This window comes from Amycolatopsis sp. cg5 (assembly GCF_041346955.1).
In the GTDB taxonomy this organism is placed as follows: Bacteria; Actinomycetota; Actinomycetes; order Mycobacteriales; family Pseudonocardiaceae; genus Amycolatopsis.
The window spans coordinates 2,088,899-2,105,643 of the sequence record NZ_CP166849.1; the positions used below are offsets into that span (position 1 = coordinate 2,088,899).

Consider the following 16,745-nt stretch of genomic DNA (forward strand, 5'->3'; position numbering starts at 1 on the left):
TGCCCTTTCGCGCGAACCTTCTACACCTGACTGGTGCAACAGCGGCGAATGCGTATTACATTCCTGCTCGATCATCCTCACCACTGGAGGCGTCGTACGGCCCTCGGCTTCCTGGATCGTTCCCGCATCGTCGCACCACCCGGCTGGAGCCGCTGGCTCGTGCCGCCCGCGGCGCTGTCGGTCCACCTGTCCATCGGGCAGGCCTACGCCTGGAGCGTGTTCAAACCGCCGCTGGAGAAGACACTCTCATTGTCCGGCACCGAGAGCGCACTGCCCTTCCAGCTGGGCATCGTCATGCTCGGCCTGTCGGCGGCCTTCGGCGGCACCCTCGTCGAGCGCAACGGCCCACGCTGGGCGATGTTCGTCTCGATGGTCTGCTTCTGCACCGGCTTCCTCGTCTCCGCACTGGGCGTCGCGACCTCGCAGTACTGGCTGGTCGTACTCGGCTACGGCGGACTCGGCATCGGCTACATCTCCCCGGTGTCCACGCTCATCAAGTGGTTCCCCGACCGGCCGGGCATGGCCACCGGCATCGCGATCATGGGCTTCGGCGGCGGCGCGCTCATCGCGTCGCCCTGGTCCAACCAGATGCTCGGCGCCTCGCCATGGACCACCGGCACGATCGCCACCGCGTTCCTCGTCCACGGCCTGGTCTACGCGGTCTTCATGTCACTCGGCATCCTCCTCGTCCGCGTACCCGCCGACGACTGGAAACCAGCGGGCTGGGTCCCCAAGACCGACCACGGCCACGTCCTGATCTCCAAGGGCAACGTCTCCGCGGCCAACGCCATCAAGACCCCGCAGTTCTGGCTCCTGTGGGTCATCCTGTGCTTCAACGTCACAGCGGGCATCGGCATCCTCGAAAAGGCGTCGCCGATGATCACCGACTTCTTCAAGCAGACCTCGACTCCGGTGCTCGCGGCATCGGCGGCAGGCTTCGTCGCACTGCTTTCCCTGTGCAACATGCTCGGCCGGTTCGTCTGGTCGTCCACATCGGACCTCATCGGCCGCAAGAACATCTACCGCGTGTACCTCGGTGTCGGCGCGCTCTTGTACCTCACGATCGCACTGACCACCAACACGTCCAAGCCGGTGTTCATCCTCTGCGCGATGGTGATCCTGTCCTTCTACGGCGGCGGTTTCGCGACCATCCCGGCGTACCTGAAGGACCTGTTCGGCACCTACCAGGTGGGCGCCATCCACGGCAGGCTCCTCACCGCGTGGTCGGTGGCAGGCGTACTCGGCCCGCTCATCGTCAACGCCATCGCCGACAGCCAGAAGCGGGCGGGCAAGGTCGGCCCTGATCTCTACACGACCTCGTTCTTCATCATGATCGCGCTGCTGGTCATCGGCTTCCTCGCCAACGAACTGGTCCGCCCGGTCAACACCAAGTTCCACGAGCCGGAGCGAGTGGGGAGTGAAGCCCGATGACGAAGAACCGCACGGGATTGATGGTGTTCGTGTGGCTGTGGGTCGCACTGCCGTTCGCCTACGGCGTCTACGAACTCATCCGCAAGGTAGTCCAGCTCTTCGGATAAAGGGCTCGTGAGCGTTGCGGGCGGTTAGAACCGGCTGTCATGTTTCGGCACATTCTGAACAGATGTGTTTCGGCACATCGTGGACAGTGTGTGTGGTTAGTGGCGTTGGTAGCGTACTTGTCTGTTGAGGGTGAGTTCGCGGGCGATCGTGTCGCCGGTGAGGATGGTGACGCGGTCGCCTTGCCAGAACACGGTCGCGGTGGTGTGGGCGTGGGCGCGGCCGATGGGGATGTGGCAGCCGTGGAGTTGGAGGACTCCGTTGCTGGCGACGGGTCGGGTGACGCGGCCTGCGGGTGCGCGGCGGCTGGTGTCGGGTTGGGCTTTTGTGGTGGCGTCGTAGCGTTGCTGAGGGGTGTGTCCGCCGATGCCTTGGTGGCGGCGGTTGTTGTAGATGTGGCGGTATTTTTCAAGCAGGGCTTGGAGTTCGGGCAGGGTTGTGGGCGTGGGCCGGGCGCTCAGCCAGCGGCGCAGGGTGCTGTGGACGCGTTCGTTCTTGCCGCAGGTTTGCGGGTGCCTGGGGGTGGAGGCGATGGTCTGGATGCCGTGGGTGGCGAGGGCGCGTTCGGTTTCGGCGAGGTAGCCGCGGCATTTGCCGCTGAACGCGGTTCCGTTGTCCGAGAGCAGTCGTGCGGGGTGGCCGTAGCGGGCGAACGCCAGCTCGAGCGCGGTGAGGGTGTCGGCGGTGTTCTCGCTGGCCGCGGCGTGGGAGCCGACGTCGAGACGGGAGTGGTCGTCGAGGATCTGGATGATGCAGACCTTGGTGCCGTCGTCGAGGCAGACGTCGAGGCCGTCGATCTGCCAGCAGGCGTTGGGTGCGTCGAATTCGAAGCGGCGCCTGCCGCGAGGTGGGCGTTTGCGGGGTTCGCGTGTGATCTGGCCCCGGTCGAGCAGGATGCGGTAGATCGAGGACTGTGAGGGCAACGGGACGAACCCGGCGTCTTCCAGCCGCCAGAGGATCGACAGGGCGCCATTGTCCAGGCCTTGATCGGCTAGCTCTTTGCGGGCGCGCAGCACCGCCTCGCCGACCGTGCCGGGCAGGGCGTTCGGGTGGTGGTGCGGGGCGGTGCTGCGCGGGGTGAACCCGTCGGCACCTTCGGCCCGGAACCGCTCTACGTAGTGGTAGAACGTGCCGCGGGAGACGTCATGCTCGTCACAGAACCGGGCCACGTTGATCTTCTCGCCGTGCGCCTTGCGCGCGACAGCGGCAACGAACTCAGGATCCATCGAAAACCCAGTTCCGCTCATCAACGCGATGATCAACACCGAAGTGCCGATCACCGCGCCGACGAGCCGATCAAGTGTTCACGATGTGCTGAAACATCAACTGTTCAGTATGTCCTGAACTCAGACAGGCGGTTAGAACCGCCTGCAACGCTCACGACCCTTCTTCGGTCCAGTCGATCTGGTCGAAGTCCTCGACTTCCTCGTCGACGGGTTTGGGCCGCGAGCGCCTGGCTGGCTCGGCTTTGGCTGGATGCGGCTCCGGGGCCGCCACCGGCGGAAGGCTCGATTCGGGCACACTCTCGGCACGCGGTGGCGGGTTTCCGTCCGGCCACACGCACGGCGAAGTCGCGCCCACGTAAAGCTTGCCGAGATCATTCGACTCGAAAGACATGTCGAAGGCGTCGGTCTTGTTGCGCGCGAACACATAGGTGTCCTTGGGACGGTGGTCAGCCAGCACGTCGAAGTCATGTGTGGTCCACCAGCGCACGATCGCGTCGAAATAGCCTGGGTACTGGGCGGGATCGAGCCCGGTGATCTCGTAGGACGCCGAGATTTCGTACCGCCCGCGAGGGCCCTTGTCAGTCGGGTCCGTGCACTCCGGTCGGTTGCGAGCGAACAAGATCTTGCCTGCCGGCGGAAGCGCCGTGAGCGCACCGGCGATGTACTGCTCGACCTTGCCGTTCGCTTGCTGTTCGGTGATGGTCGGTTTCAAGTCGCTCACGCCTCCTGAGGAACATGCGCCGGAAGAAGCCAATACGGTCGCAACGACCAGCCAGGCGCATTTCACGTCGCCGGCCTTCCGGCGATGATCAGGCCGAAGTTGCGCAATGCCGGGTTGTTGGCTTCCCAATATTCGCTGTGGGCTTTTTCACAGAGGCCATCCAGAAAGACAGATCCGGCAGTACCTGGAGCGGAGCTGAAGACCTGGCCACCGAAGTCGTGCGCGGCGGGATCCGGACCGTGCACCAAATCCTCGCCGTCGATTTCGAGGTTGGAAAGACGGATGATGTCGTGCTCCGCGACCGTCGAGTGCACATGCTGGCCGATATCGCTTTGGGCGACACCGCCCAGATGGAGGCTGCCCGCGCTCTCCGCGCCTACTCCGGGGCTGGCGACGAAGACGATCTCGTTGGCGTTCAGGCCCCCGTTGGAAGCCGCGTGGCCGATCACGGTCGTGCCGTAGCTGTGGCCGAGCACCGTGGTGTGTGACGGCGCGCCTTCATGGGTGGCCCGCAACCCGTCCTGGAAACCTTGCAGCGATGCTTTCGCGTTGTCGGCATAGCTTCCGCTCACCGCGTTGTCGAGGTGATCGGGCGCGTCGTAGCCGATCCAAGTGATCACCGCCGTTGACGGCGAGCCCGCCCTGGCGGCGGCCTGGAGCATCTTGTCCGACCGGTTGATTTCCTCGCCGATCGTGGCCAGCTCTGAGCCGGTGCCCGGCACGTAGGTCGCGACATTCGTCGCGGTGTCAGGGTTTCCCGCCGACACGATCGCCTGGCCGTCACCACTGGCATCCAGTCCGATCAAGAACGCTTGCGGCTGGCCTACTGAAGAACTGTTCAGCCGCGCCTCGATGGCACGCAGGCCTTCCAGCTTCCCGGCCACGTCATCGCCTTTCGCCTGCGCCGCAGCCAGTCTGCCGATCTCGCGCTGCAGGACCGCGCGGTTCGCGGCGTCCCGGTCCACGATCGGGATCCCATCCAGGTTGCGCACCAGATCAGGGTTGTCCCGCAGGATCACGCCCTTCGCGGTGTCCGACAGGGTCGCCCACCAAGCCTTGTTGTCGCCCGGCGTCCCGCCCTCGGGCGGCCCGATGATCGACAGGCCGCTCTGTCGTCCGCCCGCGTCGGCGGCCTGGGCGAGGCTGGTCGCGTCCTGCTCGGTGATCTCGCCGCGCATGGCCCTGGTCAGTATCGCCGCGAAATCCGTGTCGACGTCGTTGGCGCGGCGGAGGAGCTGCTCGATGCGGTCGAGAAGCTCGATCTTGACCTGGTTCTGGCGGGCGATGATGTCCGGCGGGGGAGGCGGGCCCGCCGTCGGGGCCAGGACGATCGCGCCGTCGGCGCCGATGGACCAGCCGTTCACTCGCGCGAGTTCGTCGGTCTCGTGGACGAAGGACGTGATGCGCTCGACGGCCAGCTGGACCTCGTGCGCCGCGCGGCGAACCGCTGAAGCCTCGGCGACGCGCTGTTCCAAGCCGGAGATCAGCGACCGGGCGCGCTGACCGGCGGCCACCGCGGCGTTGCCCAGCCAGCCTTCGCGGACGAGCGCGCTCTCGACGTCGTCGTTGGTCGCGATCAGCGTGGTGCAGCGCTGGTTGAGGGCATCCGCGACGCCGCCGATCGCGCCCGCGTTCCAGTGGCGCACGTCACCCCAGCGGACCATCAGACCGGCCTCGCTCCGCCGCGCACGAGTACCTCGTGCAGATCGGCCTGTGCGTCGGCTTCGTTGGCCCGGTAGTGTGCGGCGGCATCGTGCAACTGGCGGGCGTAATCGGCCATGTTCGTCACCCACGTAGGCATTTCGCGCGACCACACGGTGCGCAGCTGTCTCGCCGCGTCGACGGATCGGCCGCCCGGCAAGCCTTGCGGGATTCCGTTCAGCGTTCCCGCCAGCTCGACCGGGCGGATCGCGTCGGCCGCGCGCGTCGCCGCGCCTGATGCTCGGTCGATGGCGTCGATGACTACGCCATACCCTCCACTCATCGTGACCTCCCTCTGTGACCATCCGACCACAGAAAGACGCGAGGCGGGAGAGAGTCGTTCCCTCAGCCACTCGTGAGAGGTACCTGGACCGCCAGTTTCTCCAGCAGCGTGCGCCGCGCCGAGTGCACGTGTTCCTCCGCGACCTGACCCAGTGCTTCGGGATCGCCGTCGCGGATCAGCGCGGCGAGTTCGCGGTGCTCGCCGACTACGCGGGCGCGGTAGTGCTCGGTGCCGAGCGTGATGCGGCTGAGCTGGAACAAATGCACCTGTGAGCGGATCGCCTCCCAGGCGGCGGTGAGCCTGCCGTTGCCCGCGGCGGCGTAGATCGCGTCGTGGAACGCGATGTCCAAGGCCAAGAGGCGGGGGCCGTTGCCGGAGCCGAGCTCGGCGGCCATCGCGTCGACGCAGCGGTCCAGTTCGGCCAGTGCTTCGGGGTTGGCGCGCTGCTGGGCGGTGCGGGCGGCGAGGCTGTCGAGTGCGGCGCGGACCGAGTAGACCTCGTCGATGTCGGTGGGGGTCAGGTCGATGACCGTCGTGCCACGGTGCCACTGCGACCGGATGAGGCCCTCCTGCGCGAGGATCGCCAGGCCCTCGCGGACGGAACCGCGGCTGACGTCGAGAGATGCGGCCAAGTCGACCTCTTTGAGCGGGGCGCCGGGTGGGAACTCGCCGGCGAAGATCGCGTCGCGCACCCGGTCCGCGGCCTCGTGGGCGAGGCCTCTGCGGACGGCTTTGCGGACCTGGGGAGCACTCATGTCCTAATGTTGACATTCGAACATCGCTCGATCAACCTGGTCTCATGACACGACCTGGTTTCCATCTCGCCATCCCCGTCGACGACCTGGCCGCCTCGCGTGGCTTCTACGGTGAAGTGCTCGGGCTCGAGGAGGGGCGCTCGTCCGCGCAGTGGGTCGACTGGGACTTCCACGGCCACCAGCTGGTCACCCATGTCGTGCCCGGTGCGCGTCCCGAGGCCGGGCGGAACCCGGTCGACGGGCACGACGTGCCGGTGCCGCATTTCGGGCTGATCCTCAGTGTCGACGCGTTCCATGTGCTGGCGGAGCGGCTGCGTGGCGCGGACATCCCGTTCGTGATCGAGCCGTACCGGCGGTTCGCGGGTGAACCGGGGGAGCAGTGGACGATGTTCCTGCACGATCCGGCCGGGAACGTCTTGGAGTTCAAGGCTTTCCGTGACGAGTCGCAGTTGTTCGCGAAATGAGGGGCGTGCTGGTCACCGGTGCTTCGAGCGGCATCGGTCGTGCGGTGGCCGAGGCGTTCGCGGCGCTCGGCGATCGCGTCGTCATGCACTACGCCAAAAACAGGCCGGAGCCGATCGGCGGCCACGCGCTCGTTCAGGGTGACCTGTCGGATCCCGTTGCGGCGCAACGGATCGCCGACTTCGCGGAGGAGACGCTCGGCGGCGTCGACGTGCTCGTGAACAACGCGGCCATCGCCACCGGGCCGGAGAACGCGCACGCCGTGCCCGACGTGTCCTATGCCGACTGGCAGCGGTCGTTCCAGGAGACCTTCGGTGTGAACGTGTTCGGCACCGCCAACCTGATGTACAGCGTCGCGCGGAACCTGATCGCGCGCGGCGCGTCAGGACGCATCGTCAACATCGGCTCACGCGGGGCGTTTCGGGGCGAACCGGACCATCCGGCTTACGGCGCGAGCAAGGCGGCGCTGCATTCGCTGGGGCAGTCGCTGGCCGTTTCGCTCGCGCCGCACGGCATCGCGGTGGCGACGGTGGCTCCCGGGTTCACCATGACCGCGCGCGTCGCCGATCGGGTGGACGACGCGTTGCGCGCGCAGAGCCCGTTCGGCCGGGTCGGCACGGCGGAGGAGGTCGCGGCCGCCGTCGTCTACCTGGCGTCGTCGGAGTGGGCGTCGGGCGCGGTACTCGATTTGAACGGCGCGTCTTATCTGCACTAGCTGTGATCCAGGCCACGTATGCAGCAGGAGCGCGCGCGGCGGCGTCTAGAGGGCGTGCACATACTGGGGAAGGTGGCCGTCGCGTGCGTGGCCTGTGCCGTGTTCACCGCGACGGCTTACGGCTACTCGACCTTGAGCTCGCTGGACGGCGTCGAGCGCTCGGACGTCATCGACGACGCCAAACCCGGTGAACAGCCCGCGGACGGGTCGCTCGACATCCTGCTGGTCGGCCGCGACTCCCGCGATGACCAGTTCGGCAACCCGCTGCCCGCCGAGGTGCTGCGGGAACTGCGTGCCGGCGCGAACGGCGACGACCTCACCGACACGTTGATGGTGCTGCGGATCCCGAACGGCAAAAAGGATGTCCGCGCGTTCTCGATTCCGCGTGACTCGTATGTGCAGCTTCCCGGTGACCTGGGCAAAGGCAAGATCAACTCCGCGTTCGGGCTGACGAAGCTGGCCGAGGCCGGGCGGCTCCGGAAAGCGGGCGAAACCGACAAGACCAAGATCTACAAGAACTCGCTGACCGCGGGCAGGCGCGCGACGCGGCAGGTGGTCGAGGACCTGACCGGGGTCAAGATCGACCACTACGCCGAGGTGAACCTGCTGAGCTTCTACGAGATCAGCAAGGCCGTCGGCGGTGTCGATGTCTGCCTCAAGAAGGCGACGAAGGACGAGAACTCGGGCGCGGACTTCCCGGCCGGGCCGCAGACGATCTCGGGCAGCGAGGCGCTGGCGTTCGTCAGGCAGCGCGACGGGCTGCCCAGGACCGACCTCGACCGGGTGCGGCGCCAGCAGGTCTTCTTGGCGGCGTTGGCGCGCCAGGTGTTGTCACAGGGCACTTTGGCCAATCCCGGCAGGCTCTCGGACCTCATCGGGGCCGTGAAACGTTCGGTGGTGCTCGACGAATCTTGGGACCTGCTGGACTTCATGCGGCAGATGAACGGCATCGCGGGCGGCGGCATCCAGTTCGACACCGTGCCGGTGGTGAACGTCGACTACCGCTACAACCCGAGCAAGCCGACCGCGACCGCGGTCCAGGTGGACCCGGCCCAGATCAAGGCGTTCGCGGCCGAACTGATCGGCGCGGCGCCCGCCGTCCCGCAGGTGACCGTCGACGTCTCGAACGCCTCACCCAAGGACGGCCTCGCCGCCCGCGTGTCGTCGTTGTTGACCGGCAAGGGATTCGGCCAGGGCAAGACGGAGAACGTGGCCGCGCGGCGCACCTCGCTCGTGCGCTACCCCGCCGATCTCGCGGCGGCGGGCGCCGACATCGCCCGCCAGCTCGGCGGCCTCACCACGCAGGTCTCGCCGGACGTTCCCGCCGGGCACGTCGAGGTGCTGCTCGGCCAGGTCTACAACGGACCGGGGGTCTCCGACGGTGGCGGCGCGGCGGGCGGACCGCCGCCGATCGTCTCCGACGGCGAGAACTGCGTCGACTGAGACGGTGTGGTGACCGCGAGGCCACCACACCGCGCGGAACTCAGCCAGGCGGGATCTTGCCGTTCTTGGCGACCGGCAGGCCCAGCTGCGTCGGCCCGCCGAGCACGGCGCGCTCGCGCGGCCACGCCGACATCAGCGGGTTGAGGTGGGTGAGATCGAGCGTGAGCGCGATCGGGCCGGGCGTCGGGCCCGGCGTGACGTCGAACTTCTCCAGATCGACCCACTGGATCACGTCGAGGATGTCACTGGGGATCTTCTGGTCGTTCTTCTGCACCGGCACGCACAGGCGCCGCGCCTCGTTGACCTTCACCTGCTGCTTCGGCAGATTCGCGAGCACCGGATTGAGGTGGCTCAACGTCAGCTGGATCCCCAGCGGCGCCGCGGGGAAGATGACCGAACACTTCAGGTCGAGATACTGCACGAATTGCCGGACCCAGTCCGGCGGGAACTTCCCGTTCTTGACCACCGGCAGGCACAACTGGTCGGTGCCGCCGACCATCACCTCGGTCGACGGCACGCCCATGGCCGTCACGACCGGGTTCAAGTGGGTCAGCTTGAGCTTCGACTCGACCCCGATGGAGCGCACCTGATAGCAGGACAGATCGACGAACTGGACGAGATCGACCACGACCGGCGGCGGGATCTTGCCGTTCTTCGCGACCGGCACGCACAGCTGTTCACGCGCGCCGACCTTGACGGTCTCGGCCGGCTGCCCCGCGAGCACCGGGTTGAGGTGGCGCAGCGTCACCACGGTCGCCGGCGGCTGGTAGGCATCGGTCTTGAAACACTCGAGGTCCAGCTGGGACGCGAAGTCCAGCGGCGACGGCCACTTCTCGACGGTGGCACCGGCGGCGCCCGGAAGACAAGCCAGCAGCAACGCGACCGCGACGCCCGCGATCGATCTTCGAGACATGGGGTTGTCCTTTCGACGAGGAAAACTCCACGGTCACCCTTGTCCGCTTTGCCGGAAAGCCGCCAACCGGCCGCTTCCCCCGTGAATTACCGGCAGCCGATCGGCGGCCGTGTAGTGTGAGCGCCCGGTCACGGACAGGGAGGACGGCGTGCCGGATACCTTCTCGCTGGAGCTCGGCGCGATCGAAGCTCTGGCAGAGGAACTCAAACTGCCGCGTTCTTGGCAGCCCTTCGAACCACCCCACGTCGGCACCACCTTCACCGAGCGCGCCGACTTCCGCGCCCGCCTCTGGGCCGACCTGCGCACCCGCGGCCTCGCGGCAGGCGACCGCCTCGACGCCGACGTCGAAAACGCACTCACCGCCTGGACCCGCCCCGAGGTCTTGATCGTGGTCCGCGCCCGCCAGACCGAGCATCAGCCGGAGCACGTGCTGTATCGCGCGGCGATGGCCGACGGCCTCGGCGTGCTGTCCTCCCTCGACGGCGACACGGTCCTCTTCGACCTGCTCAGATCCGACCGCCTGGTCGGCGCGCTCGTCTCCTGTCTCCCGGCACTGGCCGCCGTCCCGCTCCGCGAGCTTTCGGTGGTCGACGCCCCGATCCCGGTGACCACGCCCGTCCGCGGCCGCGAGATCGGCCTGACCGACTTCTTCTCCTGGCCGCTCCTGCGTTTCGGCACCTTCGAGCTCTCCGTCCGCAGCCGCGACGGCAGGCTGACCTGGCTCGAAACGGCCCAGTTCTTCGACACGGACGGCGGCCGTTTCGTCCAGTTTTCCGCGGCGCTGCCCGACGGTGGCAAGCGTCGCACGTTCATTCCATCCGACGGCTCTCACCTGCGAAGATGGCTGCACGACCAGATCGCTTACGCACGCGATCCACGCAATCGCTGACAGTAGGCGGCGGTGGCCGGTACTGTGACTGTCGGGTTGCGCTGAGTGTCACGTGCAAGGGGAGGTTGAACGGACCATGCCTGATGGTTTCGACACCCAGTCGAGAGCTGAGAAGGGCACTCCGGCTGGTGACGCCAGCGGGTCCTTCCTGGCGGGGATCGTCGCCGAGCCAGGGCCGGTGGACGCGGCGACGGCGTCGGTGTTCCGGTCGAATGCCGAGCAGGTGAAAAGCCTCGCCAAGCAGGGGAAGTTCGCCGTGAACGAGGCGGGCGGGGAGCACGCCAAACGAGCGGCGCTCGCATATCTGGACGGGTACCGGCACATGCAACGGGACCTGCTCGAGCTCAAGCGGGGTCCCGCGCTCGGCAGTGGGCCGTATGCCGAGCAGGTGAAGCAGCACGTGATCGGCATGATTCATGGTGACCAGCAGTCGCTGATCCCGGCTGCGGACGATATGAAGGCCGGCTTCGAAGCCTTGACCGAGGCCATCGACATCGCGATGCGCAACTACCGAGAGACCGAGTCCGAGAATCATCAGGCGCTGAGGAAGATCAATCCCCGATCATGACTTCGTTATTGAAGGTGCGCGTTCGACTGGCGATCGTCGTGATGGCCGGTGCCGCGTTGACGGCCTGCTCTACGCAAACGCCGGGCACCGCCGACCCTGTGGCCACCAATTCGCCTTCACCATCGTCGTCTCAGGTGTCGAATGTCTTCGGTGATCTGAAGGCCTGTGAGCTCCTGGACAAGGCCATGGCTTCGAGCAGTAACCAGGGTTTTTCGCCAAGTACTCCGGAGAAGGCCGGCGGCTCCAACTCTTGCGAGACGGAGAAATCCGGGTACGGAGAGATCGGTTTGTCCCTGCACACGGGGCTCGGTATCAAAGATCTCAAAGAAGATCCTGCCAAGGTTCATGACGGTGACGTCAATGGGCGCCCCGCCGTCCAAATTCGGGATGGCATCGGGGCGAAGGGGAACTGTGAGATCGGTATGGCGGTCGGCGAGAAGAATCGGGCTTACATGGCCGCTGTCCTGAACACGGGTTCCACGGATGAGGCTTGCGACTTCGCGATGTCGGTGGCCAAGAAGGTTGAGCCGTTTTTGCCTAAGGGGAACTGAGGCATGACCAAGTACGAGTACGCGGCGGACGTCTACAAGAAGGCTTACGACGCCGCCCAGGCATCGGGGAACGCTCCGTTCACCGCGCAGGCCGAGGCCATCGCCGAAGAGGCGGCCGGCGCGTACTCGAGGGCTCAGGGCGAGGCTTTCCAGCGTGGCCAGGAGTTCCGCCAAGGCCTGGCGCCGTCCGACGTCGACGCCATGGGCTACGACCACCAGGCTCTCTTCGACATGGTGCAGTCCGGCAACGCCGTCGAGATCGACATCCACGGCGAGAAGATCACGAATTTCGCGAATGTGCTGGCCGAAAGCTCGCAGGCCGCGAGTGCCGCGGCGAGCGCTGAAGAGTCCGACTGGCAAGGGGAATCGGGTGCTCGGGTCGCGGCTTTCCTGCAGCAGTCCGGAAATTGGCTGAATCACACCAGTGAGGCCACGGCGCTGGCGGGCAACCGGTATTCGCAGCAGTCGGCCGCCGTGGATCACGCACGGCGGGAGATGCCGCCTGTCGTTCCCTTTGATCAGAAGGGGGCGATGGATCGGGCCGCGGACAAGCTGGTGAGTCCGAATCCGGCCGATATCCAGGCCGGGGTCAAGATGATGGAGGACATCGCCGCGCAGCAGCAGCGGGCGCAGGAGGCGCACGAGAAGGCCGCGCAGGTCGTCACCGGGATGAACGGCGGGCTTTACGAGACCGGGCGCACCATGCCCGCCTACGCGCCCGCGCCGGCGCTGGGCGGGCAGGGCTTGGTCGGGCATGACGAGGGGACCAAGGTCTCCGGGTTCGCGCCTGGCACCGGTGGTGGGACGTACGGCGGGCCGGGAAGCGGCCCGGGAACTGGCCCGGGGACCGGGCCCGGGGTATTGCCGTCGCCTGGGCCTGAGCCCGCTGGGCGGAGCACTGGGTCGGGCGTGTTCGGGCCGGGCAATCCGCCGCCGGTGCAGCCGAATCCGGTGGTGCCGAAGGCGCCGAATGCCGGGCCTGGGCTGGGGCCGATGGGGCTCGGTGGTGGACAGCTCGGCGGCGCCGGCGCTGACATCGAGCGTAAGGGCAGGGCCGGTGCCGGGCGGGGGAGCGCGGCCGGGCGGTTGCTCGGGACCGATGCGAAGGCCGCGCAGGAAAAGCTCGGTGAGGGTAAGGGCAGTGGCGCCGAACGGGGCGCGAAGGCCGCCAATGAGCGGCTGACGCGCGGGACGACCGCGGCCGGGAAGGGCGGCGCGGCCGGGGCCGCCGGAGCGGGTGCCAACAAAGGCAAGAAAGAAGAAGACGAAGAGCGGAAGTCGAAGTACGTGCAGGGTGACGACCCGGACGAGATGTTCGACGCGAACATCTCGATCGGGCCGGACGGTGTGAAGGTCGTTCCGCCGGTCATCGGCTGACCTACCCCTGGGCCGCCCTCAGCTCGGCCAGCGCGCAGGTGAGGCGCTCGATGCAGTGCTCGAGCGCCTCACCGGTCATCACCAGGTCGAACTCGCCTTCGTCGACGGTGATCTCGACCTCGTTCTGGGTGGGGTACACGGAATACGCGATCACGCTCGATCGTGACAACCGCATCCAAGCGCTGACCATCGTCCTACGGGCTAACATGTGCACTCCCCCCGAAACGGCTAGTGGACTACTCCACTAACTGTAACGCGGTTTCGCCGCCGATGCCAGTCAGCCGCGATGCGCCAGTCGGATGACAATGGCCTTCGAGACCGGGGTGTTCGACGTGTCGGCCACGGAATCCAGTGCCACCAACGCGTTCGCCTCGGGGAAGTACGCCGCCGCGCAACCGGGCGCCGTCGGGTACGACACGATCCGAAAGGACTCCGCGCGACGCTCGGTGTCGCGCCACTCCGAGATCAGGTCGACGAGTTCGCCGTCCTCGAAGCCCAGCGAAGTGAGGTCCGCGGGGTTCACGAAGACGACGCGGCGGCCGTCTTCGATGCCGCGGTAGCGGTCGGACAAGCCGTAGATGGTGGTGTTGTACTGGTCGTGGCTGCGCAAGGTCTGCAGCAGCAACCGGCCGTCGGGGATGGCGGGGAACTCCAGCGGGGACGCCGTGAAGTTGGCCTTGCCGTTGGCCGTTCCGTTGAACTCGCGCGCGTCGCGTGGCGCGTGCGGGAGCACGAAACCGTCCGGTTCGCGGACGCGGCGGTTGTAGTCGTCGCAGCCGGGTACGACGCCCGCGATGCGGTCGCGGATCAGGTCGTAGTCGGCCGCGAACGAGGTCCACGGGACCGCGTGGCCGTCGCCCAGCAGCGCGGAGGCGAGACCGCAGACGATCGCGACCTCCGACCGCAGCGACGCGCTCGCCGGTGCGAGGCGGCCACGTGACGGGTGCACAGCGGACATCGAGTCTTCGACTGTCACGAACTGCTCACCCGAGGCCTGCACGTCGCGCTCGGTGCGGCCGAGTGTCGGCAGGATCAAGGCCGTCTTTCCGTGCACGACATGGGAACGGTTGAGCTTCGTCGACACCTGCACGGTCAGCTCGCAGGAGCGCAGCGCGTTCTCGGTCAGCGCGGAATCCGGGGTGGCGGAAGCGAAATTGCCGCCCAGCGCGAAGAAGACCTTGCCGTGGCCGTCGCGCATCGCGCGGATCGAGTCGACGGTGTCCAGGCCATGATCACGGGGCACCTTGATGCCGAATTCGCGTTCGAGACCGGCCATGAACTTCTCCGGCATCTTCTCCCAGATGCCCATCGTGCGGTCGCCCTGCACGTTGGAGTGGCCGCGCACCGGGCACAGGCCCGCGCCCGGCTTGCCGATCATCCCGCGCAGCAGCGCCACATTCGCGATCTCCTTGATCGTCGGCACCGCGTGCTTGTGCTGGGTCAGGCCCATCGCCCAGCAGTAGATCGTGCGCTCCGACTCGGCGATCATCCGCGCGATGCGCACGATCTGCTCGCGCGGCAGGCCGGTGGCCGCGTCGACCGCGGCCCAGTCGAGGTCGCGGACCTGCTTGGCGTAGTCGTCGAAACCCTCGGTCGAGGCGTCGACGAACGCGCGGTCGACCACCGTGCCGGGCGCGGCTTCCTCCTGTGCCAGCAGCAGATGACCGATTGCCTGGAAGAACGCCAGGTCGCCGCCGAGGCGGATCTGGGCGAACTCGTCGGCCAGTGGGGTGCCCTTGCCGACCACGCCCTTGGCCTTCTGCGGGTTCTTGAACCGCATCAGCCCGGCCTCCGGCAACGGGTTGACCGCGATGATCTTCGCGCCCGCCGCCTTCGCCTGCTCCAGCGCCGACAGCATGCGCGGATGGTTGGTGCCCGGGTTCTGGCCGACCACCAGGATCAGGTCGGCGTGGTGGATGTCGGCCAGGCTGACCGAGCCCTTGCCGATACCGGTCGTCGCCGACAGCGCCGCGCCGGACGACTCGTGACACATGTTGGAACAGTCGGGCAGGTTGTTCGTCCCGAACGAGCGGACGAGCAGCTGGTACAGGAACGCGGCCTCGTTGCTCGTGCGGCCCGAGGTGTAGAAGATCGCCTCGTTCGGGTCGGCCAGCTCGCGCAGCTTCCCGGCCACGAGCGAGAACGCGTCGTCCCACGAGATCGGCGCGTAGTGCGACGCGCCTTCGCGCAGCACCATCGGCTCGGTGAGCCGTCCCTGCTGGCCGAGCCAGTAGTCGGTCTTGCCCGCGAGATCCTCGACCGAGTGCTCGGCGAAGAACGACGGCCCGACGCGCCGCTTGGTGGCCTCTTCGGCGACGGCCTTGGCGCCGTTCTCGCAGAACTCGGCGAGGTGCCGGTGCTCGCCGTCGGCCTGCCTCGGCTCCGGCCACGCGCAGCCGGGGCAGTCGAAGCCCTCGCGCTGGTTGAGCAGGCGCAGCGTGCGGACGGTGCGCGCCGCGCCCATCTGTTCCATGCCGCGGGTCAGCGAGACGGCGACACCGGGGATGCCCGCCGCCCACTCCTTCGGCTTGCCGACCGTGAGGCGGCTCTCGTCGACGTCGTTCTCAGGCGCGTTGCTGCTCACACCCCCATAGTGCGCCTCGGCACCGGCTACTCGCAGCCCGGCCCGGAGTTGTCGATCGGCTTGTCGGGGTCGTAGATCCTGGCCTCGTCCGATACGCCGGGCCCGTTGCCGATGGTGACCTCGCTGTAGAACGGCGCGAGGTACCCAGCCTTGGCCGCTCCGCAGGCCATCGAGAAGACCTGGCTCTCCCCGCCGTCGAAGTACACCCCGCCGCCCACCTTGGGGGTGTACACGGCGTAGCGCACCTCTTCACGCCGGAACGCGACGATGTCGCCGGGACCGTTGAGCTTCCCAGGGTCGGGCGCGTCGAACGCGTACGCGACGACGTAGCTCGCCTTGATGATGACCTCACCCTTGCGCTCGCCTGCCTGCGCACTGAGCTTGCCCTTGAGGCGTGGACCGGCGGGCAGCAGGTGGAAGCCGTCCGCGACCTCGGTGAGGTAGGACGACACCTTGGTCTTGTCCGGCCCTTCCAGCACCTCCTTGACCGGCTTCGCCGACCGGGCGCCGAGTGCCTCGTACAGCGCGCCGTGGTCGCGCTTCTCGATCCCGTTCCGGTCGAGCACGGTCGCCGTGATGGTCTTCTTGACCTGGTCATAGGCGCTCGTGACCTGGTCGGCGGTGATCGTGCCGAGCGGCTCCGCCGTCGGGACCTCTAGCCCGTCGAGCCCGTCCTTCCACAGCGCGGCAGGCGTGTTCAGGAACGGCTGGGTGAGATCGACTTTCGCGGTGCGCGGGAGCGTGCTCGGCGCGGCCGTCGGCGCGCTGGAGGGAGTCAGCGGCGCGGCGGCCGGGTCGTTCGTCGTCTGGCCCTTGACCTGCCTGACCACGACGGCGGCACCCACGAGCACGACGAGCCCGAGCACGACCCAGAGCGAGGGACGGCGCCAGAAGCCCCGCTTCTTGCGCTGCGTCTTGCGCACCTCGGCCCACGCCTCTTTTTCGGCGTGCTTCCGCCAGTCCGGATTCATCAGGTCCGGATGCGTGTCGATACTGCGATCGTCCATCGTGGACTGCCTTC

17 protein-coding genes are annotated in these 16,745 nt (G+C 67.5%); 8 read left to right on the forward strand and 9 right to left on the reverse strand.

Annotated elements, in window-relative coordinates:
* The first annotated feature begins 48 nt into the window (after positions 1-48).
* A complete protein-coding gene (locus AB5J62_RS09515; protein WP_370947775.1) occupies positions 49-1,431 on the forward strand; it encodes an OFA family MFS transporter in 1,383 nt (460 codons plus the stop codon).
* Between the two features lie 203 nt (positions 1,432-1,634).
* Here the strand turns inward: AB5J62_RS09515 and AB5J62_RS09520 are convergent, their stop codons facing one another.
* The 5 genes from AB5J62_RS09520 to AB5J62_RS09540 form a co-directional block, all read right to left on the reverse strand.
* Positions 1,635-2,783, reverse strand: coding sequence for a DDE-type integrase/transposase/recombinase (locus tag AB5J62_RS09520; protein WP_370947776.1), 1,149 nt, complete (start codon positions 2,781-2,783; stop codon positions 1,635-1,637).
* A 130-nt stretch (positions 2,784-2,913) separates the two neighbouring features.
* Positions 2,914-3,483, reverse strand: coding sequence for a hypothetical protein (locus tag AB5J62_RS09525; protein WP_370947777.1), 570 nt, complete (start codon positions 3,481-3,483; stop codon positions 2,914-2,916).
* A 62-nt stretch (positions 3,484-3,545) separates the two neighbouring features.
* Positions 3,546-5,147 (reverse strand): alpha/beta hydrolase, encoded by a 1,602-nt coding sequence (locus AB5J62_RS09530; protein WP_370947778.1) that lies wholly within the window; start codon positions 5,145-5,147, stop codon positions 3,546-3,548.
* Positions 5,147-5,467 (reverse strand): hypothetical protein, encoded by a 321-nt coding sequence (locus AB5J62_RS09535; RefSeq protein ID WP_370947779.1) that lies wholly within the window; start codon positions 5,465-5,467, stop codon positions 5,147-5,149. The genes AB5J62_RS09530 and AB5J62_RS09535 overlap by 1 nt, the downstream gene beginning before the upstream one ends.
* A gap of 62 nt (positions 5,468-5,529) precedes the next feature.
* Entirely contained in the window at positions 5,530-6,222 is a 693-nt protein-coding gene (locus tag AB5J62_RS09540) for a GntR family transcriptional regulator (protein WP_370947781.1), read from the reverse strand.
* 44 nt (positions 6,223-6,266) lie between these two features.
* On the opposite strand from AB5J62_RS09540, the gene AB5J62_RS09545 reads away from it, so the two are divergent.
* The 3 genes from AB5J62_RS09545 to AB5J62_RS09555 are packed head-to-tail and all read left to right on the forward strand — an operon-like array spanning position 6,267 to position 8,842.
* The gene (locus AB5J62_RS09545) at positions 6,267-6,686 is read left to right on the forward strand and encodes a VOC family protein (RefSeq protein WP_370947782.1); all 420 of its coding nucleotides are present in this window, start codon (positions 6,267-6,269) and stop codon (positions 6,684-6,686) included.
* A complete protein-coding gene (locus AB5J62_RS09550) occupies positions 6,683-7,399 on the forward strand; it encodes an SDR family NAD(P)-dependent oxidoreductase (RefSeq protein WP_370947784.1) in 717 nt (238 codons plus the stop codon). Before AB5J62_RS09545 ends, AB5J62_RS09550 begins: the two co-directional genes overlap by 4 nt.
* 54 nt (positions 7,400-7,453) lie before the next feature.
* Positions 7,454-8,842 (forward strand): LCP family protein, encoded by a 1,389-nt coding sequence (locus tag AB5J62_RS09555; RefSeq protein WP_370950219.1) that lies wholly within the window; start codon positions 7,454-7,456, stop codon positions 8,840-8,842.
* 40 nt (positions 8,843-8,882) lie between these two features.
* Here AB5J62_RS09555 and AB5J62_RS09560 read toward each other — a convergent pair whose 3' ends face one another.
* Positions 8,883-9,755, reverse strand: a complete 873-nt coding sequence (locus tag AB5J62_RS09560) for a hypothetical protein (RefSeq protein ID WP_370947785.1) — start codon at positions 9,753-9,755, stop codon at positions 8,883-8,885.
* Between the two features lie 148 nt (positions 9,756-9,903).
* On the opposite strand from AB5J62_RS09560, the gene AB5J62_RS09565 reads away from it, so the two are divergent.
* The 4 genes from AB5J62_RS09565 (at position 9,904) to AB5J62_RS09580 (ending at position 13,140) form a co-directional block, all read left to right on the forward strand.
* Entirely contained in the window at positions 9,904-10,644 is a 741-nt protein-coding gene (locus AB5J62_RS09565) for an ESX secretion-associated protein EspG (protein WP_370947787.1), read from the forward strand.
* 76 nt (positions 10,645-10,720) lie between these two features.
* A complete protein-coding gene (locus AB5J62_RS09570; RefSeq protein ID WP_370947788.1) occupies positions 10,721-11,212 on the forward strand; it encodes a hypothetical protein in 492 nt (163 codons plus the stop codon).
* Positions 11,209-11,763 carry a DUF3558 family protein gene (locus tag AB5J62_RS09575; RefSeq protein ID WP_370947789.1) on the forward strand — a complete coding sequence of 185 codons (555 nt, stop codon included), beginning with the start codon at positions 11,209-11,211 and terminating at the stop codon, positions 11,761-11,763. The genes AB5J62_RS09570 and AB5J62_RS09575 overlap by 4 nt, the downstream gene beginning before the upstream one ends.
* 3 nt (positions 11,764-11,766) lie before the next feature.
* Positions 11,767-13,140: a hypothetical protein gene (locus tag AB5J62_RS09580; RefSeq protein WP_370947790.1), complete on the forward strand. Its 1,374-nt coding sequence runs from the start codon at positions 11,767-11,769 to the stop codon at positions 13,138-13,140.
* Position 13,141: 1 nt separating this feature from the next.
* Here the strand turns inward: AB5J62_RS09580 and AB5J62_RS09585 are convergent, their stop codons facing one another.
* From AB5J62_RS09585 to AB5J62_RS09595, 3 genes are all read right to left on the reverse strand, one after another.
* On the reverse strand, positions 13,142-13,348 hold the full coding sequence (locus AB5J62_RS09585; RefSeq protein ID WP_370947791.1) for a hypothetical protein: 207 nt from the start codon (positions 13,346-13,348) through the stop codon (positions 13,142-13,144).
* Positions 13,349-13,417: 69 nt separating this feature from the next.
* Entirely contained in the window at positions 13,418-15,724 is a 2,307-nt protein-coding gene (locus tag AB5J62_RS09590; RefSeq protein WP_370947792.1) for an FdhF/YdeP family oxidoreductase, read from the reverse strand.
* 26 nt (positions 15,725-15,750) lie between these two features.
* The gene (locus AB5J62_RS09595; protein ID WP_370947793.1) at positions 15,751-16,731 is read right to left on the reverse strand and encodes a hypothetical protein; all 981 of its coding nucleotides are present in this window, start codon (positions 16,729-16,731) and stop codon (positions 15,751-15,753) included.
* Positions 16,732-16,745 lie beyond the last annotated feature (14 nt).

Coding starts and splice junctions, on each gene's coding strand:
- AB5J62_RS09545 (WP_370947782.1), top strand. CDS start 6,267: ATGACACGACCTGGTTTCCATCTCGCCATCCCCGTCGACGACCTGGCC.
- AB5J62_RS09515 (WP_370947775.1), top strand. CDS start 49: ATGCGTATTACATTCCTGCTCGATCATCCTCACCACTGGAGGCGTCGT.
- AB5J62_RS09530 (WP_370947778.1), bottom strand. CDS start 5,147: ATGGTCCGCTGGGGTGACGTGCGCCACTGGAACGCGGGCGCGATCGGC.
- AB5J62_RS09560 (WP_370947785.1), bottom strand. CDS start 9,755: ATGTCTCGAAGATCGATCGCGGGCGTCGCGGTCGCGTTGCTGCTGGCT.
- AB5J62_RS09575 (WP_370947789.1), top strand. CDS start 11,209: ATGACTTCGTTATTGAAGGTGCGCGTTCGACTGGCGATCGTCGTGATG.
- AB5J62_RS09595 (WP_370947793.1), bottom strand. CDS start 16,731: ATGGACGATCGCAGTATCGACACGCATCCGGACCTGATGAATCCGGAC.
- AB5J62_RS09550 (WP_370947784.1), top strand. CDS start 6,683: ATGAGGGGCGTGCTGGTCACCGGTGCTTCGAGCGGCATCGGTCGTGCG.
- AB5J62_RS09520 (WP_370947776.1), bottom strand. CDS start 2,783: ATGAGCGGAACTGGGTTTTCGATGGATCCTGAGTTCGTTGCCGCTGTC.
- AB5J62_RS09570 (WP_370947788.1), top strand. CDS start 10,721: ATGCCTGATGGTTTCGACACCCAGTCGAGAGCTGAGAAGGGCACTCCG.
- AB5J62_RS09585 (WP_370947791.1), bottom strand. CDS start 13,348: ATGTTAGCCCGTAGGACGATGGTCAGCGCTTGGATGCGGTTGTCACGA.
- AB5J62_RS09580 (WP_370947790.1), top strand. CDS start 11,767: ATGACCAAGTACGAGTACGCGGCGGACGTCTACAAGAAGGCTTACGAC.
- AB5J62_RS09540 (WP_370947781.1), bottom strand. CDS start 6,222: ATGAGTGCTCCCCAGGTCCGCAAAGCCGTCCGCAGAGGCCTCGCCCAC.
- AB5J62_RS09535 (WP_370947779.1), bottom strand. CDS start 5,467: ATGAGTGGAGGGTATGGCGTAGTCATCGACGCCATCGACCGAGCATCA.